Below are 21918 nucleotides of genomic sequence, written 5' to 3'. Positions count from 1 at the left end.
TCATTATAAAATAGCTTCACTGACATCTACTGTCAGTGAAGCTATGAAAGCCGATAATATTCCATTAACTCCGATGCAACAGCAACTAATTTTTCCTTCATGCTTCGTGGTTCGATGACTTGAAGAGATTTCGCATAGGGAAGCAGAAAATAAGGAACATGTATAAGCATAGAGGCTTCCTCAAGTAAAAAAATGGCTTGATTAGCTGTCCGCTCCTTCAGATAATGCCCCAAGAACCAATGCAGGCATAAGTCATCCAATGCCTCTGATCTGCCTTCGATCCTTAAAGAAATTAACCCAGCCTTGTCCACTAAATTTGGCAGTAGATTTTGCATGAAAAATTCACGGGCCGAAAAAGCTTCAGGACGCTTAAAGAGCATTGGAGTTCGCTTGATTTGTACAATCCTTTCTGCCCGAAAGCTGCGAATCTCCTTCCTTAGGTGGCAAAATCCAACCGTATACCATTTATTATTCCAGTTAACCATTCCATAGGGGTCGATCACCCTGTTCTTGGGTTGTTCTTCATGGCTTGTCCGGTAATCCATTTCTACAGAAAATTCGTTTGCTACAGCCTGCTCCAATTCCGCCAATACGGGCTGAACAGAAGGGTAGCCACTGCGGTTTATCACTTCAAAGCCAGCTAAATGACGGCTAAGCCCTTTTTCCTGTTCCTGATTTGAATACATTTTCAATTTGGATGTGGCACTGTCCAATGCCTCACTCAAAGGGTATCCAGCCTCTTTTGCAAAAGCAGCAGCGTGAAGGAGTGCCTTTTTCTCATCCATATCAAACAGCAGAGGGGATCTGATAAAATGATTCAGCAAGCGATACCCGCCATTATGGCCCGTGTCGGAGATAATTGGCACCCCACTGGCACATAGCGCATCTATATACCGATAAACAGTCCTTATATTCATTTCCAGTTTTTCGGATATTTGTTTGGCCGTCATTTTCATGCCCGAATTCAGCATCCAGAGAATGGCCAGCATATTATCGTTTTTTGGTATGACATAAACCCTCCGTTTCCATATAATCCTCAATATAGTTTTACTCTCCGCTACTGTTAGCTTTTTTGGAATTTGCCTTCCATCTTTGCATTGAACAGCGCTCTTTAAGCCCGTTTTGAATACAAATGTTAATTGATACGGCTCTACGCTTCCGTCTTCCTGCTTTTCTCCCATTATAACCTTTTCAACGACACTTTCGAATACATTTCGATCAAATTCAGAAAGGACGGTATTGGTTTGAAGCACGTTACGAAAGTGTTGCACTCTTTTTTCAACGTCAACTTCTACTTGAGCCGAAGGCCTGCCTGGAAAAAGAAGTCGTCTGCTCACACAGATTCGAGAACCAGATTCGGTCATTTTTCTACCGAACAAGTCGATTTAGTTAATGAATTACTGTCGGCAGAATTTCGCCCCATGATTTTGAGCAGTATCCTGCTTTTAATCTTTTTCAAAGCAAACCCCCCTAACCTGTAATATTTATCGGGTTCGCTCGCTTTTCGGCTTGAAAGCGTTCCTCTCCGGTCTGGCTCCAACCATTCCAAAGATTGAACGCTAATCGGCATGTTCGGCTAGAGCCTCCGGTTTGCCAAGAAGCGGATAAGCTTTCCGGTTTAATGCCTCCAATTGAAAAATCGAATACATCGTGAATATTGTTTTCAAACTTTGAGAGTCCCAGTGGCAGAGGGCAAATCTTGCTTGGTTCAAATAATTTGAGTGAGGGAAAGAAACTTTATACGATCAATGGAATCAACCCATCGTGCTTATGATCACTGATGGGTTGACTTTAGTTATTGAGCTAATCACTTTTCAAAAAGTAAATGATACCCATGATATTCCAAAAAATCCTGAACAATAGCATTAAACCTTAAAGGTTGACACAAATGGCTTGGATCAAGAGAATCATTGATAATTTCAACTTTGGAACGTGGCAATAGCCGCCTCATTTCCTGTGCTTCCTTAACTAAATATGCGTTCCCTTCGCTGGCAACAAGCAAGACCGGAATTTGAAGAAAAGGGGCAATTTCTCTATAATTCAAGCGATGAAGTGCATATTCTTGTTTGATCGTTTCAGTCGGTCTTTTCTGGCGTCTTTCTCTTTTTAAAATTTTATAGGCCATCAGCCACTGGGAATATACGATTCTTGTTGTACGCGTCTCCATATCGTCCGGAATGAAATGGAGCAAAGCAGCAAGTGACTGAAAAAAACGAACGGAGCGATTTTGGGTTATTGACCAATGGTGACTATCAGTTGCAACAATCGCTCGGACTTTTCCAGGATACAAATGTGCAAATTTTTGAACGACAAAACCGCCTCCGGAAAACCCTATGAAAACGGCATTTGTGATACCAAGGTGGTTTAATAGTGCATAAATATCTCGACATTGTTCTTCGATAATTTCTTTACCCGGCACACTTAGCTTTCCGGATTGTCCGTTTCCCCTTAGCTCCATAACGATCACTCTGTAATAATGCCTGAAATATTCAATTTGCGGCTCAAACAAACGATGCGAAAATGAAGGGCCTGGTATAAAAACCAATGGCAGACCATTTCCGCGGGACTCGTAATAAATAGGGCAATTGCTTCGCATGATTTGCGGCAATTTCATCCACCTCAACTTGCTTAATCGTATTAATTCTCCATCGGTTTGGCATGAGAATCAAAGTCCGCAACAATCAGAACATCCATATGCCGGGCGTGGCGCAGTACAGTCTTGACGATCGAACCACGGCGCACAAGTTTCCAGATGTTCCTACCGGATTGCCCCAAAACCATTTGCGTAGCCATTCTCTCGTCCGATTTGCTGATCAGGATGGAAGCAATGTCTCGATCCCTTGCTGTAAACTGCATTTCGAATATGCCCCCCAAACGCGTGGACAATTCCTTTAATCGTTCGAGACGCTTGTTCAGTTCATCCGAAATCAATGGGCCCTTGTGAACATAAATTACGTACCACTCGGCTTTCAAACGATACGCGATTCGAAATCCCCTTCTAATCAAACGCTCTGCGTTAGGACTTGCCGTTACTCCCACACAAATTGTTTCTTTTCTTCGCCATGGTCCCCGAAGCGAAGCCTTGCGCTCCCAGGATTCCAATCGCTCATCTACATCATCCGCAATCTCCCGAAGTGCAAGCTCACGCAGCGCGATCAAATTTCCTGTTTTGAAAAAAGAACCTAACGCCTGTTCGATTTTATTAGCTGCATAGATCCTTCCTTCTCTCATGCGCTGCTGCAAGGACGCAGGCGATACATCAATGAGTTGGACTTCGTCCGCCAAATGCAGGATATGGTCCGGAACAGTTTCCCGTACCCTAACGCCTGTAATTTGCTCAACAGCATCATTCAAGCTTTCCAGATGCTGAACGTTCATAGTGGAAATCACCGAAATGCCAGCATTCAGGACTTCCAGCACATCGGTATAGCGTTTCCGGTTTTTGCTGCCGGGAACATTGGTATGGGCTAACTCATCGATTAACACGACCTCAGGATTACGCTTTATAATCGCCGGAACATCTATTTCTTCGAGCTCTGTTCCTCGATAAGGTGTTTTGTTTCTAGGGATGTTCGGTAGTTCGCCTACCTGTTCCAACGTTTCAGCGCGGCCATGTGTCTCCAGAAGACCGATGACAACATCGATTTGCTTTTTAAGGAGGTCATTCCCTTCCCTAAGCATCGTGTACGTTTTCCCAACGCCAGGGGCTGCACCGATGTAGACTTTAAACTTCCCTCGCCTGATTTTTTGTATTTGTTCCTCCACTTCCTGATCCGTAAGGCGATGATAGGCACTCGATTCCCGATTTTGGTGCGTCCTAGTAGGCAATATTCGTCTGCCTTCCCGTTCTGAACTGTCGGCCATAAACAAGAGATCGACATTTTTGATTTTGCTCAATAGCCGGTTTGCAAATGACCCCCTCCAAAACTCTTGCCACGGACTCATTTTGGAATGTCCCATCACGATTCGGGTAACGTTATGGCTAGCTGCGTAATGGCCTAATTTACGTGGAAGCTCGCGCCGGGAAGCAATCGGAATTTCTTCGAATACTCCTTCTACTTTTTCAACCAATTGAAGCAACGAGCGCTTAAAGGTCAACGATTCTTTAGACATCGTTTGTTTCGGATTGACGAAAGTGACGACTAGCAGGTCGCCGCCGAGCCGTTTGGCCACCTGCTGGCCTCTGCGTACGTAGATCGAGCCGTTCCAATGGTACTGCGCCAACACAAGGATACGCTCTGCCGCACCGGATGGGCCGAACAAACCAGCAGCTTCCCGATGCTTTTCCAGCGATTCATTCACGCCTTCAGCCATAAGCCGCAAAGCAAGCTCCCGAAGTTTCGCCAAATTGCCCAGTTTGAACAGGCTTGGATCGGGATGACGGAAACGGCCATCGGATAACCGCTCTAGTATGGCCTCGGGCGTTACATCGATCAAACGAACCTCATCCGCCGAATCCAGTATATCGGAAGGAATCGTATGCTCTGCAGTGATGCCCGTTAATTTATGAGCAAGCTCGAATACCCCCTCCAGCTCATAGACATTAACCGTTGTAATGACACTGATTCCCCGATCCAGCAAATAATGAATGTCATCCAGCCTAGTCGGGTGTTGCGCTCCTTCCCGGTTCCGATGGGCCAAGCCGTCCACCAGAACCACTTCCGGATTGCGGTCTAGCAACGATTCCAAATTTAAATCTTTGTATTCGACGCCATCCTTTATCCAATGAATGCTTGGAATCCGCTCCAAATCTCCAATCTGCTCTAACGTCTCGGGCCGTTGACCGGTTGAAACAGCACAGATCACCACATTAACCCCTTGCCGTTGTAACATTTGTCCTTCCTGGAGCATATGATAGGTTTTGCCTGAACCGCTCACAGCGCCAATGTAAATTTTCAATCGGCCTCGGTGAAGGCGGTAAATGGAATATAAAATTTCTTCCGGCGTTTTTCGCTTGAATGGCTCCATGTCCTCACCTCGTTCCCTTGAGCAAATAACAAACGGAAATTCCCCGCCCCATTTAAGCAGGCAGGGAAATTCATATTTCGTTTACCTCGCAAGCAAACGCTGCAGTTCGATATTGAGCTGCAATACATTTACCGCAGGTTCGCCCAAGAAACCAAACGTCCGCTGGCTCGTTTGTTCTTGCACAAGTCTTTCCAACTGTTGCTGTTCAATACCGGTCAAGCGGCTGATCCGCGGAATTTGAGCACGCGCCGCCTCCGGGCTGATATCAGGGTCCAAGCCTGATGCGGAGTTGGTCAGAAGATCAATTGGCAGATCACGGACCGAAGCTTCCGGGTTATTCATTTTCCATTCCTCCATAGAAGCTCTCACCCGTTCCATCAATTCGGGATGTGACGGCGCATAGTTCGGCGATCCCGATCCATCCGCCTGATACTCAATACTGGAGATACGACCATGGAAAAATTCGGGTTCGCTAAACAATTGTCCAATCAACCTGGAGCCAATTACGGTCCCATCATCGTCTTGAACCAGGCTTCCATCGGCTTGTTCGGGAAATAATATCTGTGCGATCCCTGTAACCGCCAGGTTATAACCAAGTCCGCATAATACCATGAATAGCAAGCTGATTCGCAAGCTAGATGTCAATACTTTCATCTCCGGTCCTTCCTTTCGTCATACCCATAAATGGATAACAAGGTCAATAAGCTTGATGCCGGCAAAAGGGACAACCACACCGCCTAAGCCATATATAAACAAATTTCGTTTTAACAGTTGCGCTGAACTGACTGCTTTATAGGCGACGCCTTTCATCGCTAGCGGAATTAACAGTGGGATGATGATCGCATTGAAAATGAGCGCGGAGAGAATGGCCGACATCGGCGATCCCAACTGCATGACATTCAGCTTATTCATCTCCGGAATGGCGAGCATAAACATGGCAGGCAAGATGGCAAAGTATTTGGCAATATCGTTGGAAATGCTGAACGTCGTAAGTGCGCCGCGCGTCATCAGAAGCTGCTTTCCAATCGCCACAACCTCAATGATTTTGGACGGGTCAGAGTCTAAATCGACCATATTCGCTGCTTCCTTGGCTGCTACTGTGCCGCTATTCATAGCGATCCCCACATCCGCCTGCGCCAATGCAGGCGCATCGTTCGTGCCATCTCCCGTCATTGCGACCAGCTTGCCTTCGGCCTGCTCCCGCCGAATCACGGCTATTTTATCTTCCGGCTTGCTCTCCGCGATAAAGTCATCTACACCAGCCTCTCTCGCGATTGTAGCGGCAGTGAGCGGGTTATCGCCTGTACACATCACCGTTTTAATGCCCATTTGGCGCATTTGATCGAAACGTTCACGCATGCCGGGCTTGACCGTATCTTTTAAATAGATGACGCCGTAAATTCGGTTATCAACTGCCACGGCCAGCGGCGTGCCCCCAGCAGAAGCGACTTTATCAGCTGCCACATCCAAATCGTTCGGTATGGTCCCGTTCTGTGCAGCTACCCATTTTTTAATGGCGTCTACGGCCCCTTTGCGCACTTTGCGGCCATCCGTCAAATCGATCCCGCTCATTCGTGTTTCCGCTTTGAATTCGATGAACTCTCCACCGGTAGCCAATGATTCGTTATACCCGAGTTCCAGCTTTTTCATCAAGTCCAGGACGGAACGCCCTTCGGGTGTCTCATCCTTCATTGAACTAATCGCCGCCCACTCGCCTACTTCAATCGGTTTGGCGCCGCCAACCGGGATAAATTCGCTCGCCATCCGGTTGCCGTACGTGATCGTACCCGTTTTGTCCAGAATGATCGTATTAATATCCCCCGCAGCTTCCACGGCTTTCCCCGACATGGCAAGTACGTTAAACCGGGTTACCCGGTCCATTCCCGCGATTCCAATTGCAGACAATAACCCTCCAATTGTAGTTGGGATGAGGCAAACCAGCAGGGCAATCAAGACGGGAATATCAATTTCAATGTTCAGGTAGTCCCCGAAAAACGGCAGTGTCACAACGACAATCAGAAAAATCAGGGTCAAACTGATCAGAACCGTATTCAGGGCAATTTCATTCGGCGTTTTTTGCCGTTTTGCCCCTTCGACAAGCGAAATCATGCGATCCAGAAACGATTCGCCAGGATCGCTGGTGATCCTCACTTTGATCTGGTCGCTAATGACACGCGTTCCACCTGTTACGGAACTGAAATCGCCCCCAGCTTCCTTAATGACAGGCGCGGACTCCCCCGTAATAGCCGATTCGTCTACTGACGCGAGCCCCTCGATGACCTCCCCATCTCCCGGAATCATTTCTCCTTGTGATATGACGACAATATCTCCTTTACGAAGATCCGTTGAAGCCACCTGCTTGACCTCTCCGCCAACCCATTTGTTTGCAACAATGTCTTTTTTCGTCTGTTTTAACGAATCCGCTTGCGCCTTTCCTCTTCCTTCAGCCAATGCCTCCGCAAAGTTCGCAAACAACAATGTCACCAACAAAATGGCGGCAACCACTATATTGAACCAAACCGGTGTCGATCCTTGGAACGCTCCGGGAAAAAAGCATAGAAATAATGTGATGATAAATCCTATCTCCACTACAAACAGGATTGGATTACGAAACATGACTCTAGGGTCCAGCTTCATGAACGCTTCTTTGACAGCATTCCGAATAATCGGCCCGCTAAGCATGGATTTTTTAGTTTGCATCGTGAGAACCTCCATTACACTCAAACTTATGGTTTCAATGTCAACTGTTCTGCAATTGGGCCAAGTACGAGACTTGGGAAGAACGTTAACGCTCCAACGATCAGCACAGCAGCCAAAAATACAATCGCGAACAATCCTGTGTCGGTCCGAAAGGTGCCTGTTGTTTCCGGCACCGTCTTCTTGACAGCAAGCGACCCGGCTACAGCAAGCAAAGCGACAATGGAGAAATACCTGCCTAAGAACATAACGATTCCGGTTGTCATATTCCAGAACAATGTATTGTCACCTAGTCCTTCGAATCCGGAACCGTTGTTCGCCGCAGACGAGGTATACTCGTACAGCGCTTGCGTCAGGCCGTGAAAGCCCGGATTGGACAGCGTATCGGGATAGCTGAACAGCGCAATTGCTGTTGGAACCAGAATGAGAAAAGGCGAAACCAGCATCGTGACGGCAATCAGCTTCATTTCCTTGCCTTCTATTTTTTTGCCCAAGAACTCCGGTGTACGCCCTACCATTAACCCCGAAAGAAACACACCGATTATGGCATACATGAGTACATTCATAAAACCGGCTCCGACACCTCCGAAAGCGGTATTCAGCATCATATTGGCAATGGTGATCATACCGCCGATAGGCGTCAGCGTATCATGCATCGTATTGACCGCTCCCGTTTCGGATGCCGTTGTTACGACTGAATACAAGGAAGATTGTGCAACTCCGAATCGAACCTCCTTACCCTCCATACTGCCTTGTTCATGCTGAATGCCGATAGCATTCAGAGCCGGATTGCCGGCCTTTTCAGCCGTCAGCGAAACGCCCAGCAAAACAATAAAGAGCATGGCCATAGAAACAAACAGTACCCGTCCCTGCTTGGCATTTCCGACCATCTTGCCGTATGCAAAAGGTAGCGATGTCGTAAGCAACATCATTAGCAGGATCTGAATCAAATTACTCATTGCATTGGGGTTTTCAAACGGGTGAGCCGAGTTGACGCCCATAAACCCCCCGCCGTTATTCCCAAGCTCTTTAATGGACAAGAACGAACCCATCGGGCCTCTGGCAATTGTTTGTTCACCGCCTTGAATCGTTTGAGCGACCGCCGCCGGTTCAAGCGTTTGTGGAACGCCTTGCGCAATAAAAATAAAGGCCGTGACAAAAGCAATCGGCAGCAATACCCGTGTAATGGCACGAGTCATATCGACGAAAAAATTGCCTAACGGTTTTCCTGCCAGCCCGCGCATAAAAGCGAATACCGCTGCAAGCGCAGTAGCCGGAGCCGTAAACATCATAAAGACGATAGCAATCATTTGCGACAAATACGATAATCCGCTCTCCCCGCTGTAGTGCTGCAAATTGGTGTTTGTCATAAAGCTGATTGCCGTATTAAATGCAAGGCTCGGGTCCATATTGGCAATACCGGCCGGATTCAGCGGCAAAAACACCTGTGTTCGAAACACGAGATATACGAGCAGGATCATCACGCTATTACTAATGACTAAGGTTGCAGCGTATCTCTTCCACGTTTGATTTTCTTGGTGAATGCCTCCGATGGCATAAATCATTTTTTCCAATGGACCATAGAATCGATCCAGTCCTGATGGGTTGTAATCAAATGCCTTAACCATATATAGTCCAGTAGGTCGAGCTAACAGCAAGACCAACAACAATGTAACAACAATGGCAATCATTCCGGCCATATAACGATACTCCTTCCTGAATACAAGCGGTTTATTAGAATTTTTCCGGCTTTACCAAAGCATATACCAGATAGACAAACAACAGGACGACGACGCCCCCCAATGCCCACATCATGCTTCTTCACGCCCTTCCTCCACCACTTTGCCTGACCAAGCGGCAAGGCCAATCATGGCTGCTGCCAGTCCAATCACCAAAGCAATCATTCCAATATCCAACATCTTCCGCATCTCCTTTTGAGGCTTTACTGGTTCTCACTTAACAGAAAGGACAGATCATTCCCCTGTGAATGGATCACATAATTGGCACCAAGCCCCTTATAAATGAGCCGACTGTTATTTCCCTGTGTAATGACAAAAATCGGTTTTCCCGTCCATGAGCGACAAATATGAATGTACCTGCAACATAAATTGAAGCTACGTTCAAACAAGTAAACCTTTCCGATCGGCAACTCAGGGATCATCGGCGGACGACTGTCTCTTGTATCCACCATAAGGATTTCCTTTACTCCGATTTCCTCCAGAGCTTGTTTATCAGCTCTATTATTCGTAAGTGCCACAAATGGTATTTCTTTCATGACCAACGTCCGCAGAAATGCTTGACCGGCTTCTGTTGGCGCTGAAACAAGAATATAATCCTCTTGTATAATCACATCTGTCCCTCCTGTCGATAAACGCGGAGGCAACAAAAAAGAAGCTCACGAAAAGAGGCCACTTTTCATCAACTTCCAAGGCACAGTGAATAAACCGTGTCTATTTTTGATTAATGTTGCCTCTCTTATGTCGCTTGCGAGGTTAGCTGTCGGATTCGGGCGTAAGAGTCGCCCTACGCCGGTACTTCCGGCGATTCACCCCATAAAGTCGATTGTTCCGACTTCCGTTGGTTCCCCCGCTTCTTTGGCACAGCAAAGAATTCAGCGATAATTGTAAAAAACCACATGAGGCCTAAGTCCTGTGGTCGAAGGTTACGATCACAAGCTTCATCATCCTCTCTCCATAAGCAACGAAATCTGGCAAAGAGTTGCTCTGCGCTTACGAGGTTAGCTGACGGATTCGGGCGGTGAGAGTCGCCCTACCTGCCAACAAGTCGTATCCCGGTGGCAGGATTCACCCCGCACGAATGCTTGCTCTCACACAAGCTTCCGCAATTGGTTCCCCCGATTGCCTGTAAGGCAATTCAGCGAATAAAATGGTGAATCATTGAATTCATGAATCGTATGTTACGCCGTATGCAAATAATTGTAAAGCAATGCACGATGGGTATAAGTTTAAAATTCACCTTCTAGTTGCAACTGGATACCCCATCACGCAGTATCTTTAATTTCCTCCTCTTTTCTCTTTTTTTCTTTCATATACGTGATTTTTACGGAACTTTTACCCCCGGAAACCGTTTCTTTTACGCTTTATTTACAGTACGCTTATGGTAAAGGTGAGTCCTGATTGGTATTGGAGGCAAAGACCATGAAAAATTCCCGTTCAACATTCCGTTGGCATCCTTATGCCATCACCGCGCTGCTCATTGCTGGGATGACGATCCTATTAAAGCCATTTGGGCTCGCATTTGAAACGGCCAATATTGCGCTGATCTTCTTACTCCCCGTTCTTTTAAATGCCGCAGTTTGGGGACTTCGACCGGCATTTTTTGCTGCCTTACTTGGCGTGTTGTCCTTTGACTTCTTTTTTATTCCGCCGGTACTCAGTTTCACGGTTGCTGATTTAAGGTATCTGATATCCTTCGCCGTTTATTTGGTGGTCGCGGTTTTAACAGCCGGCTTGGCCGCGCGGCTCAAACAACAAGTGCTTTATTCCAAGCAAAAAGAGAAGCAAACCGCCACCCTCTATGCACTCAGTAAACAGATTAGCTCTGCCGTCGATATGCCGTCATTGCTGGACCGTTTTTCCCGACAGCTGTCTGAAATCCTGAAAATGGACGTCACGATCTATCTGGCTGAAAACAACAATGAGCTTACGCTCGCCCGTCGTTCCAGCCCATTTGCCCATCATGTGCAGGAACAAGCTGAGCTTGCGCTTGCTAAACGCGTCTACAATCAAGGTAAGTCATTGGAAAAAAGAATTTCCCATACGGGCGGACTCATCGGGCATTTTATCCCGCTTCAGATTGAGGAACACAGATTCGGAGTTATGGTTCTTATTTCCAAGCATGAGCGAAGCGAGACCCTGCCGGAACAAGCCTTGTTATTTGAAGCGGTTGGCGGGTTGGCGGCCAGCGCAGTCGCACGCGTCAAGTTCGAGGAAGAGGCAAAGCTGGCCCATCTGACCGCCGAATCCGAGCGGCTTCGCATTGCTATATTGAACTCCGTCTCGCACGAGCTTCGTACACCGCTCGCAGCCATTATCGGTTCTGCAACCGGGCTGATTGATGGCGAGAAACTATTTACCTCCGAGGAACGAATGCAACTTCTTGTGACCATTCGCGATGGCGCGCTTCGTATGAATCGATTGGTTTTGAATTTGCTGGGTATGGCCCGGCTCGAAGGCGGCATGCTTACCTTACGGAAGGATGAATGCGAATTGGAGGAAATCATCGGCTCTACCTTCATGCAGTTGAAAGGCTACCAGGAGCATCGCACGATTCGCCTTGACCTGACCGATGAAATCCCCATCGTTCTTGGCGATGAAGCTCTGCTTGAGCAAATGCTGATCAATGTGATCAGCAATGCGATTAAGTATAGTCCCGATTACAGTGAGATTATCCTGTCTGTCAAGGCAGGCATCGAATTCATCCAACTATCGGTTACCGATGAAGGGATCGGACTAAAGGAAGATGAGTTGGAGCGCATATTTGAAAAGTTTTATCGTTCCGAACAAACTGGACACCTCACGGGAACGGGCTTGGGGCTGGCCATCAGCAAAGGGATCGCCGAACTGCATGGAGGAACCATCTCCGCCAAGCCCAACGTGCCAAAAGGAGCCATCATCACGATATCGCTTCCGCTTGTCCGAGATAACTAATAGGCCAGCCAACAATAGGAGGATGAGACGAATGTCAAACCATGAACACCATGTTCGAATTCTTGTTGTGGAAGACGACACTCAAATACGGAAGTTACTCAAGGTGACGCTGCAAGCCCATAAATACAACGTATACGAAGCGTCAACCGGGGAAGAGGGACTGGAGCAAGCTACTCTTGCATCTCCGGATCTCGTAATACTCGACTTGGGATTACCGGATCTATCCGGCCTGGATGTACTGAGGAGTATTCGGGAACGGTCCAATCTGCCAGTAATCGTCCTCACTGCCATTGACCGGGAAGCGGATAAAATCTTTGCGCTGGATCATGGGGCCGACGATTATGTGACCAAACCCTTCGGAATGGGAGAACTAGTTGCGCGGATTCGCGTAGCGCTAAGACACTCAGCCAGGGCTCAAGAAGATCCGGTCCTGCACCATGGGGAGCTAATGATCAATGTTGCGCAAAGAAGTGTGGAATTGAAGGGAGAACCGATAAAGCTATCTCCGACGGAGTATGATTTGTTGAAAATTCTGGCTTTCAATGCAGGGAGAGTCATTACAAAAAGCCAATTGCTGAAGCAAGTCTGGAACGAGTACGATGATTCCAATCGGCATTATTTGCGCATATACATCGGGCACTTGAGGAAGAAGCTTGAAGACAATCCCGCAGAACCCAAATACATTGTAACAGAACCCGGCGTTGGATATCGCTTTCTCGCTGCTGAATGACCGTGAACATTTTCGGATGTGATTAGTCAAGCAAGCCGCAAGTACACTGTCGAAAATGAACGTAACTGCATTGAAATATGATCTGGATCGTGATACTAGGCAGAATTTGATTCAAAACCAGTCTGTTTTGAAGATTTACTTTGCAATAGGAATGACGTATTATTTCCATCAACAACTATATAATGCGTTTCATTCGCTGAATTCCCATCGCGGGAAACGGGGGAACCAATCTAGAGCAGGCTTCCGTTTTGCTTGTCTCATGGGGTGAATCCTTGAACCAAGGTAGGGAGACTCTCGCGCCCGAATCCGACAGCTAACCTCGTAAGCGTACTGAGAGAGCAATCCAGCCATGCAGCTTATGTTATAGCTTTTTTTGCTATACCAATCAAGAAGCCGACAGGAAAGTTCCCTCTTCCTTCTGGCTTCTTTTCGTTTTATTCTGCTTTTCATCATCCATTTCTGAGCATCCGGAAGCTAGTTTCTGCTTGTTGTTGCGCATATTATATCGACAGGGGCGAAGCAAATTGATCACAACTTCTTACTCCGATTCAACCGAAACCGATGAAAGAATACTCGTTTGTTTGTACTATGGACCGAATTCAGAGTTATTGATTCGCCGCGGCTGGAAGCTGGCCACCGCTCTTCGAGCGCCGCTTACCTTGCTTACGGTAGATCCGATTGATGATAACCGGTATAATGAGGCGCGTGAGAAAAACATGGCTTTTTGGAACTCCATGGCCGAGACACTACAGGCTGATCTGATTGTCGCAAAAAGTGATTCCAGGAATGTCGCAGAAGTCATTGCAGAACATGCAAAGGAAAGGCGAATCACACAAATTATTATTGGGCAGTCGGCTCGCACAAAATGGGAAGAGATTACAAAAGGTTCAATCATTAATCAGCTTCTTCATTTGATCAAAGAAGTAGATATTCATATCGTATCCGTACAGCGCGAGATGCAAAAACAGAACGAAGACTATGAGATGGGGGTCAAGGCCTATCTCGTAAGAGAAGGGAACCGCTTTGTGCTGCGACTGGATTCCCTTGTTCCTGACAGTATCGAAGGCGTCTTTTACCGAAGTGTTCATACGGACTTCAACAATGGCGTTTTTAAAGCAGATGATAGTGGATTGAAATATCGCATTTTTGATGGCATCGCATCTTCTAAAGATAAACAGAACTCACCATGACAACAAGGCGGTTTCTGTTTGACGTTACCATCGAGAGGCTCGCCGACCTGAACGATTTCCTGAAGGACTGCATCTGGATCATCCACGTCAGGTGGCGGACGATTTGCTGAAAAGTTTCGGCTTAACTGACGCAGCCGACCGTAAGCCATCAACTTATTCGGGCGGTATGCGCCCCAGACTCGACATTCCCTTGAGCCTCGTGGGAAAACCGCAGGTTATTTTCCTCGACGAGCCAACCACAGGGCTCGACCCCGAGGCGCGGATCGAAATCGAAAGTAGAGTATGTTGAAAAACAGCCGACATTGGAGGAGATATTCCTCGCGATCATTGCTAAAAAGGAGGCCATCTAATGGAGAAGGCAAATAAACTTTTTTTCAGCGATATGAGCGTGATGCTCGGACGTTCCATGCGCCATATTTTCCGCAGTATGGACACCATCTTCACCGTTTGCATCACTCCGATCACAATGATGTTGCTGTTCGTTTATGTGTTTGGCGGCGCAATCGAAACCGGTATGGATAACTATGTGAACTTCCTATTGCCTGGTATACTGCTTATGGCTATTGCCAGCGGGGGCCTACGTGGCTTACCGCCGCTTCTTGGATAAGCAACGGGGCATCATTGAGCGGTTCCTCTCCATGCCGATTGCGCGTTCCACTGTACTGTGGGGGCATGTGCTCACCTCGGTGGTATCCAACGTCCTTTCTGTTGTCGTCATCATTCTCGTAGCGCTCATTATGGGCTTTCGCTCGCCCTCCGGGGTACTGTCTTGGCTTGCCGTAGCAGGAATCATCGTGCTGTTTACGCTGGCTTTGACTTGGTTCGCGGCCATTGCCAGACTTTCCGCAAAAACGGTGGAAGGCGCAAGCGCGTTTTCCTATCCACTGATCTTATTTGGCGTATGAAGTTAATCATCCTTTTTTGAGTAGAAATGCAAATGTTGAAATGACATTGAGAAGTACACCAAGAGTATTTGTTGAATATGAAACATTTGTTGACGACTCAATTGTTCGGGATGACCTAGGTATAATAATGCGTTTTTTTCTCTACTGATTGGTAGGATCTCATTTGCTGAAGACATTCGGCTCACAATTGGACAGCAAAGTTTAAAAATGTGGTTGTAATTACTTGAAAGTTTAATCATAACTATTCTGCTGAATGAAATGGGGATACTGATTGAGGATATAAAAGCATTAATGGCGCGAGATGGAAAGTGCTGGAATTTGTTAACCCACCAAAAACACGATTGAAAGTGTTATACTCCATCGTTAACTATAATCACTCGTCATATCTACCCATTTCATATATACGACCGAAACCTTCGTCCTGAGCTAGAAACATTACTTCGCCGAATACGGATCACTATAGACTTCTAGGTATCGACTCGACATATCCCTATTACGCACTCCACATGTGTCTTATGAGGGGAAATATTATCTTCTGTTGTGATCTGCTACAGCCTGCCTATTTGTCGATCATTCCAAGGGCTTGCAGCATCCTAATAAACACAACCGCCGCTTGGGCACGAGTCGTTTCACCCTTCGGACTGAACGAATTTGCGCCTGTGCCAGTCATGATTTGAAGCTTAACCATCAAACGAACGTCCTCCAGATAGGCTTTGTCCGTGCTTACGATATCCTTGTAGTCGTCCAAGCTAACGAATTCCTTGGTGATTGGCAGCTTCTCCAGTGAAATGACTTCCGCCAGCATGCTCGCCATTTCCTCGCGAGTCAGCGGCTGATCGGGCATGAAGCTATTGCCTTGTACAAAGTTCAAAAGTCCAAGCTCTTTCGCTTTGGTAATCTCGTCGAAGTACCATGCGCCGGACTTCACATCGTCATAGGACAATGTACTGCCGGTAGATGTGCCTCTTCCCAGCGACCGGACTAACATGGCGGTAAACTCCGCTCTCGTGACTGTGCGATTCGGGTCGTATTTGCCATAGCCAACCCCATCAACAAGTCCTTTCGCCGAGGCAAGCTGGACGAACGATTTGCCCCAATGCTCCAGCATATCGATGAAACTCATGGCATTTTCTGCCACAACGTACACGCTGTTAGAGAATGAGCTGATCATCACATACCATACACCGTCGATCTGTACCTTCTTAGCGGGGACAAACTCAAACTTCTTGGTCATTTCGTTGTAGCGGAAAGCACCCCATTGCTCTGGAATAACCGTCATGTTCTTAGGCATCGGAATAACCCGGGTAAGCTTCTGATTGAACTGATCTGCCGTTCCAACGGTTTTCCCCGTCTTGGAGTTGATGGTCTCTACGTGAAAATCCACAATCGCGCCCATCGCTTGACTGTTTGGCAATCCGTTTGCCAATGCAGCTTGGATATTCTTATTGCCGGACTTGTCGGACAAGGTGATCTTGAAGCTGATATCCTCCGCTTTGAGATGATTCGCTGCAAGCAAGTCCTTCAGCCCCGGAATGAGCAACGCCAGATTGACCGGTACTTGATAGCTGCCGTACGGCGCCTTGATTTCGATGATAAAGGCCGCGTTCTTGCCCTCAAAGCCGGTCATAATGCTTGCCGGAATGCTAACATAGGCTACCCCGTCCTTCGGCGTAACTTCAAGCGTATAGGACGGCTTCGTCGTGTCTATTGTATCCGGGTTAAGCGATACTCCGTTCATATCGATGACCGGATAGGGGACGGAAGGCGTTGAGCCGCTGTCACCGCCGCTGCTTGAAGGCGTCGTATCGCTCACCGTGATCGCAAGCGACTGCTCCGCACCTGCGCTGAACGTGAACGTTAAACTAGTCGTTCCGACCGGCGTCGCCGCCAAGTATGACTTCAGAATCGTCACCGTGTTGCCCGATACGGTATAGTCCGTTCCCGAAACGAGAATCGTCCCGCCGTTGGCAATGCTGGTCAGCGTGTTGCCGATCAGCGCCAGTGTTGTCGTTACATCGCGATTCGCCGCTGCTCCGGCGTATTTGTCGAAGCTTGCGCTTGTCGGGTTAATGAATGGAGAGCGCATGTCAAGAAGCGTTGCCGTTCCGGACGATTGTGAACCTGCTACAGCATTGCCCGCCAAATCAAAGATAGACGCACCATCTTCCGGCACGACTTCAATGGTTTCATTGCCGGTCGGAATGCCCGTTACGTCAAGATTTACTCGAATGGCAGTCTCACCGCCGATCAAATCTCCTCCATCTGTTTTCTTTAATGAATGAATAGAAACAGCGGAAGCATTTCCGTCATTTCTAGCGAAGTTCAATCGTAAGTCGCTTGAAGTCAAAGCGCCCGTGCCATTACTCGTTGTATATACGCCTTCGCTAAACATCACGTCGATATAGGCATTACCATTGCCTACAAAGTGTCCCGTAATCGTTGGGGCTGTTGTATCGATCAATACACCCGACGTATTGCCTACGTTGTTTAGCGTTAATATCGCATCGTTGCCTGCGTGATCCTTGATCGAACCGCCATCGAGCGTCAAGGCTCCAACGGCAATGCCGTCGTTGTCATCATCGCCAGCCTGCACGGTGTACCTGAATTGTAACGCATGCGTATCTGACATCGTCCCGCTAATTAAGGAGGCTGTACGATTCGTTCCTCCTATATGGATCTCAAGCAGCGGTGTCCCAGCTCCCGTAACCGTAATATTCTCACTCATAGTCACGGTAAAATCTAACGAATCGCCGGATTTATAAGAACCAGCGTTTGGCACCGATATACTGGATATCTTCGGAGCTATTGCATCTACGAGTATCCCAGTTGTGTCGGAGACATTGTTTAGTGTTGACGTTGCCGGGTTGCCCGCATCATCATGAATCGTATCGTTCCTTAACAATGCGCCGACATCAATTCCGTCAATATCCAAATCTCCGGATTGAACGGTATAAATGAAATGAAGGTTTTTTTTGTTGGATTCGGTATACGAATACGATGCTGCACGATTCGCTCCACCGATAATCAACGTTAATTGCGGCGTTCCCGTAACCGTAATATTCTTACTCATAGTCACGGTAAAATCTAATGAATCGCCGGATTTATACGTTGCAGAGTTCGGTACCGCTACGCTCGTTATCGTTGGAGCTGTTGTATCCACGATCACGTTCGTTGTGCTGCCAACGTTACTTAGCGTTAATACCGCATCGTTGCCTGCATGATCCTTGATCGACCCGCCATTGAGCGTGAAAGCTCCAACGGAAATACCATTAGCATCCGTTTGTTCAGCTTGTACGGTGTATCTGAATAGCAAAGCGTCCGTCCCCGAACCGCTTTCATACACAGCTTGAACGACTGTTGCTCCTATAATCAATGAGATCCCTGGAGTCCCCGTAACGAATACGGGCTCACTCATCTGTACTGTAAAATCCAAGTTTTTTCCTGCACCATAAGAGGCACCCGCAGGAACCGACACACTCGCCACAGCCGGCTGCATGATGTCAATGGAGTAATTGTTAGATTCGGTGGTTCCGATCCCCACTTGGTGAAAGACATTTTCTACACCAGCATTGTCGAGCGTGATGACGTTCGTGGGGTCGTTTATACTATCCGGCGTGAGGGTTGCGGTATAGGTGATGTTGTCGCTCGTTGCGAGGCCGCTTAGGGTACCGTTTTCCGCTGTCAGGTCATCTAGGGTAAATCCAGTCACCGCTTCTGAGAAGGTGATCGTCACCAGCGAAGTTTCGCCGATAGACAGATCATTGTCAGCGACCACGATGGTGGCGTCCGGAGGGGCGGCAAACGCTCTGTCGGTTAGGTACAAAGGTAAAAATCCTAAGATTATTAAGCCTAGAAGTAACTTCCACAATCTTCTCGCTTGATACATATCAGTATCCCCATTCACTATGATAGATTCTTTTGCTAGTAGCAGGTGTCGTTTTCTACTACACTGAACTACGGGAATAGAAGAAATCCTATCTTTAATTCCCGCTGCATTGCTTATTTACAATATTCTACAAAATGCTATGAAAACCCTCTATTCCAAATTGATTACGATCGGCGGGCATCGCTGTATCATTCCTACTGAGACACCGCAAGCGCCTGACTTTGAAAGGAGACGAGCGTCAAATTTCTGCTGAGTATGGAGCGACGCTCATCCCTAACTCAATCTAAGAGAGACGGGTATAAGCGACACACAGCACTCCACATGTGTGGAGTGATCAGTATTAACACCTAAGTTATCCAATTTCGGGGCGCCGAACACATTAATCATACCATGATTCCTAGCCTAGTTTATTGGCAGAATGCTTGTATTTGCTCCAGAAAAATAAGAAATCCTGCCATCATCCAGCTGGAAGCTTGATAGATGGCAGGATACTCCAAGGAATGGCTGCTTAAATCAAATTCGATTTTTGCAATAATCTCTGTATGATAGTTGCGACCTCGGCTCGGGTCATATTCCCCTTCGGCGCGAGTAAAGCTCCATTTCTGCCAAATACAAGGCCAGCCTGTACATTGTCCGCCATGCTGCTTTGCGCCCATGTGGCCACTTCCGCTGCATCTTCAAACGGACGAAGGGCAGCTTCGGTCGATTGTTCAAGCAGCTCGGCCTTCAGCCCTGTTATCACCATCGCTTTGGCTAAAATAACCATTGCTTGCTCTCTTGTAATTTTGTCATTCGGCCGGAACGTGCCGTCTTCAAAGCCGTTGATAAGCTGCATGGAATAAGCTGTATTAACCGCGCCGCTAAACCAATCGGTTGATTTCACATCCGAGAATGGCGTTGCTCCATTTTCCAGCTTGAGTCCTAGTCCGCGTACGATGATCGCTGCAAATTCGGCACGGGTAATTTCCAGGTCAGGGCTGAACAGCCCGTTGCCCGTTCCACCGACAACCATCCGAGACCCCATGTCGTTAACGGCATTTTTCGCCCAATGATTCATCATATCGCTAAATTCGAGAGGATGCCATACGACCGCATAATCGCTGTTGGTCAAGCTATTGATTTGAGCCTCATATTTCCCGTTCATATTTCGGATTTTAGTCGGCACATGACGTACGGAGCCATCCGGCTCAATGACTACTCCAGTCGTAATTTTGCCCGGATCAATGCCATCCGGAATCGCAATCGTCCTTTCCACATAAGCGTCAAAATTCGTTACTTCGATAATCTTATCTCCGTATACAGCTCTCACCGTAAAGCTCAGCGGCTGGCCGACAAGCGTGAACTGGCCTTTGACTGCTGCGTTCTTAACAAACTCCAACGTATTCGCTGTCGGGACGGCAATTTCAATCCGTACTTTAATATCTTGCAAGGCTATTAATTCGCCAACCTGCTCAGATATAGCACCGATATTAATTTGTCCTGCTGGAAGCGTGTACGTTGCATTTTCGGTTTTGAATACTAGGACAGCCTCCTTGTCCTCCATGTTTCTCACCATTTGACCGTTCAGCTCTCCAACGAAGATGTCGGATTTTTGGTCAATCGGAATCGTGACTACCGCATGCTGCCCTTCCGCCGTGAGTCGCTCATCCAGTTTTTTCTGATCCACAACTACCGTTATTTCGGATTGATTGTTCCGCTTTGTGATTGTGGCGGTACCTGCATTCTCAACTTTTCCGTTAACCAGAATATTCACTCCGTTGTTCGCAGTGTTCACAGTACCCGATGTCGATGGAACGGAAGGCTGAGATGGCGTATTGGATGCTGCCGGAATGACTGCATTCGATTCCGCGGATGCAGAGCTTCTACCTGCCCCATTGATCGCTTTTACCGTAAAGGTGTAGCTTGTTCCATTCGTCAGGCCTGTAAGCGTAATCGGACTTGCTCCCCCAATCACGCTGATATTTCCCGGAGATGCTATCACCTCATAGCCTGTAATCGCACTTCCACCATTATCCGTTGGAGCCGTAAAGGTTATGACAGCTTGTCCGTTGCCCGCCACTGCGGATACGTTAGCTGGCGCTTCCGGGATGGTTGATGAGGTCGCGCTTGTATGGTTCGATGCCCCACTCAAGCCTCCCAAGTTCTCTGATTTTACTACAAAGTAATAGGTATTACCGTTGACCAGGTTTTGTACGTTGTAAGTAGGTGATGTGACAATCGCTACTTCAACAAGGTCAGTTGATTCAGCATCCGTTGCCATGTAAATACGGTATTGCATCGCATCCGATACTGCCCCCCAGCTCAGTGTAACTTGGCGGTCGCCGCCGACAGCCACAAGATTTTGTGGATTTTCGGGAGCATTGGGCAAATTCACTGCTTGCGTAACGTTAAATGTTACAGGTGTCATATGATTCGCAGATACGGTCACCGTTGCCGTGTAGGTGCCTGCTGGCAAATCGTCTTTTACATGAATGTCAAAGCTTGTTGACTCGCTGCCAGTTAAAATAGAATCTGGCTGAGATATTACAAAATCATTAGCGTTTGCTCCACTAAGCGCTGCCGACAGGTTCAATAAATCTCCAGTTCCAGTATTCATGACTGGGACGGTTTTATTCTCTTGGGTACCCGATTCGTATCCCTGAACTAGTGCTGCCAACGTTTGATCCGTGATTGCAGCGATTGAATAGGAAGCTGCTGCCGTGACCGAAATCGTCGCGGTTCCTTTTTTGCTGCTATCTTCTGACGATGTTGCCGTGATCGTGTAATCGCCTAGCGCTGCATCCGATGCGACCGTTACATTCCCTGTGCTGTCTACTTCCACCTTGTTGTTCACGTCATCGCTTGTCCAGGTGACCGTCGTCGCTGCTCCTCC

14 protein-coding genes, 2 pseudogenes and 3 riboswitches are annotated in these 21918 nt (G+C 47.5%); of the genes and pseudogenes, 5 read left to right on the top strand and 11 right to left on the bottom strand.

Features of this window, described 5'->3' with window-relative positions; all coding sequences use genetic code 11:
• Positions 1-41 precede the first annotated feature (41 nt).
• The 9 genes from ABEW34_RS27090 to ABEW34_RS27050 form a co-directional block, all read right to left on the bottom strand.
• The gene (locus ABEW34_RS27090) at positions 42-1007 is read right to left on the bottom strand and encodes a helix-turn-helix transcriptional regulator (protein WP_430163543.1); all 966 of its coding nucleotides are present in this window, start codon (positions 1005-1007) and stop codon (positions 42-44) included.
• A 463-nt stretch (positions 1008-1470) separates the two neighbouring features.
• Complete coding sequence (locus tag ABEW34_RS27085) at positions 1471-1656, bottom strand: DUF6075 family protein (protein WP_430163540.1); 186 nt, start codon at positions 1654-1656, stop codon at positions 1471-1473.
• 151 nt (positions 1657-1807) lie between these two features.
• Positions 1808-2608, bottom strand: coding sequence for an alpha/beta fold hydrolase (locus ABEW34_RS27080; RefSeq protein WP_430163372.1), 801 nt, complete (start codon positions 2606-2608; stop codon positions 1808-1810).
• Between the two features lie 29 nt (positions 2609-2637).
• The gene (locus tag ABEW34_RS27075) at positions 2638-4968 is read right to left on the bottom strand and encodes a universal stress protein (protein ID WP_430163369.1); all 2331 of its coding nucleotides are present in this window, start codon (positions 4966-4968) and stop codon (positions 2638-2640) included.
• 81 nt (positions 4969-5049) lie between these two features.
• Positions 5050-5622 (bottom strand): potassium-transporting ATPase subunit KdpC, encoded by a 573-nt coding sequence (gene kdpC / locus ABEW34_RS27070; RefSeq protein ID WP_430163366.1) that lies wholly within the window; start codon positions 5620-5622, stop codon positions 5050-5052.
• An 18-nt stretch (positions 5623-5640) separates the two neighbouring features.
• Positions 5641-7650 (bottom strand): potassium-transporting ATPase subunit KdpB, encoded by a 2010-nt coding sequence (gene kdpB, locus ABEW34_RS27065; RefSeq protein ID WP_430163537.1) that lies wholly within the window; start codon positions 7648-7650, stop codon positions 5641-5643.
• 44 nt (positions 7651-7694) lie between these two features.
• Complete coding sequence (gene kdpA, locus ABEW34_RS27060) at positions 7695-9356, bottom strand: potassium-transporting ATPase subunit KdpA (protein WP_430163534.1); 1662 nt, start codon at positions 9354-9356, stop codon at positions 7695-7697.
• 43 nt (positions 9357-9399) lie between these two features.
• The gene (gene kdpF / locus ABEW34_RS27055; RefSeq protein ID WP_430163531.1) at positions 9400-9477 is read right to left on the bottom strand and encodes a K(+)-transporting ATPase subunit F; all 78 of its coding nucleotides are present in this window, start codon (positions 9475-9477) and stop codon (positions 9400-9402) included.
• A gap of 130 nt (positions 9478-9607) precedes the next feature.
• A complete protein-coding gene (locus ABEW34_RS27050; protein WP_430163363.1) occupies positions 9608-10015 on the bottom strand; it encodes a hypothetical protein in 408 nt (135 codons plus the stop codon).
• Between the two features lie 115 nt (positions 10016-10130).
• Positions 10131-10292, bottom strand: a riboswitch (cyclic di-AMP (ydaO/yuaA leader).
• Between the two features lie 85 nt (positions 10293-10377).
• Positions 10378-10555, bottom strand: a riboswitch (cyclic di-AMP (ydaO/yuaA leader).
• A gap of 268 nt (positions 10556-10823) precedes the next feature.
• Between ABEW34_RS27050 and ABEW34_RS27045 the strand changes: the two genes are divergently transcribed.
• From ABEW34_RS27045 to ABEW34_RS27025, 5 genes and pseudogenes are all read left to right on the top strand, one after another.
• Positions 10824-12335 carry an ATP-binding protein gene (locus tag ABEW34_RS27045; protein ID WP_430163360.1) on the top strand — a complete coding sequence of 504 codons (1512 nt, stop codon included), beginning with the start codon at positions 10824-10826 and terminating at the stop codon, positions 12333-12335.
• 31 nt (positions 12336-12366) lie between these two features.
• The gene (locus ABEW34_RS27040) at positions 12367-13065 is read left to right on the top strand and encodes a response regulator (protein WP_430163357.1); all 699 of its coding nucleotides are present in this window, start codon (positions 12367-12369) and stop codon (positions 13063-13065) included.
• A gap of 184 nt (positions 13066-13249) precedes the next feature.
• Positions 13250-13409, top strand: a riboswitch (cyclic di-AMP (ydaO/yuaA leader).
• A gap of 180 nt (positions 13410-13589) precedes the next feature.
• Positions 13590-14255 (top strand): universal stress protein, encoded by a 666-nt coding sequence (locus ABEW34_RS27035; protein WP_430163354.1) that lies wholly within the window; start codon positions 13590-13592, stop codon positions 14253-14255.
• A gap of 70 nt (positions 14256-14325) precedes the next feature.
• A pseudogene (locus ABEW34_RS27030) lies at positions 14326-14605 on the top strand (ATP-binding cassette domain-containing protein); the annotation flags it as partial.
• Positions 14605-15145, top strand: a pseudogene (locus ABEW34_RS27025) (ABC transporter permease); the annotation flags it as partial. The pseudogenes ABEW34_RS27030 and ABEW34_RS27025, both read left to right, overlap by 1 nt.
• A 574-nt stretch (positions 15146-15719) precedes the next feature.
• On the opposite strand, the gene ABEW34_RS27020 reads toward ABEW34_RS27025, so the two are convergent.
• Both ABEW34_RS27020 and ABEW34_RS27015 read right to left on the bottom strand, forming a co-directional pair.
• A complete protein-coding gene (locus ABEW34_RS27020; RefSeq protein WP_430163351.1) occupies positions 15720-18983 on the bottom strand; it encodes an Ig-like domain-containing protein in 3264 nt (1087 codons plus the stop codon).
• 571 nt (positions 18984-19554) lie between these two features.
• On the bottom strand, positions 19555-21918 hold a 2364-nt coding region (locus ABEW34_RS27015; RefSeq protein WP_430163348.1), incomplete at its 5' end, for an S-layer homology domain-containing protein.

It is taken from the genome of Paenibacillus algorifonticola, from assembly GCF_050481745.1.
In the GTDB taxonomy this organism is placed as follows: Bacteria; Bacillota; Bacilli; order Paenibacillales; family Paenibacillaceae; genus Pristimantibacillus; species Pristimantibacillus algorifonticola_A.
This window is presented reverse-complemented; position numbering and strand designations above follow the sequence as displayed.

Excerpts from the sequence above, each read along its gene's own strand:
- kdpB (WP_430163537.1), bottom strand. The coding sequence starts at position 7,650 with ATGCTTAGCGGGCCGATTATTCGGAATGCTGTCAAAGAAGCGTTCATG.
- kdpF (WP_430163531.1), bottom strand. The coding sequence starts at position 9,477 with ATGTGGGCATTGGGGGGCGTCGTCGTCCTGTTGTTTGTCTATCTGGTA.
- ABEW34_RS27045 (WP_430163360.1), top strand. The coding sequence starts at position 10,824 with ATGAAAAATTCCCGTTCAACATTCCGTTGGCATCCTTATGCCATCACC.
- kdpA (WP_430163534.1), bottom strand. The coding sequence starts at position 9,356 with ATGATTGCCATTGTTGTTACATTGTTGTTGGTCTTGCTGTTAGCTCGA.
- ABEW34_RS27075 (WP_430163369.1), bottom strand. The coding sequence starts at position 4,968 with ATGGAGCCATTCAAGCGAAAAACGCCGGAAGAAATTTTATATTCCATT.
- ABEW34_RS27040 (WP_430163357.1), top strand. The coding sequence starts at position 12,367 with ATGTCAAACCATGAACACCATGTTCGAATTCTTGTTGTGGAAGACGAC.
- kdpC (WP_430163366.1), bottom strand. The coding sequence starts at position 5,622 with ATGAAAGTATTGACATCTAGCTTGCGAATCAGCTTGCTATTCATGGTA.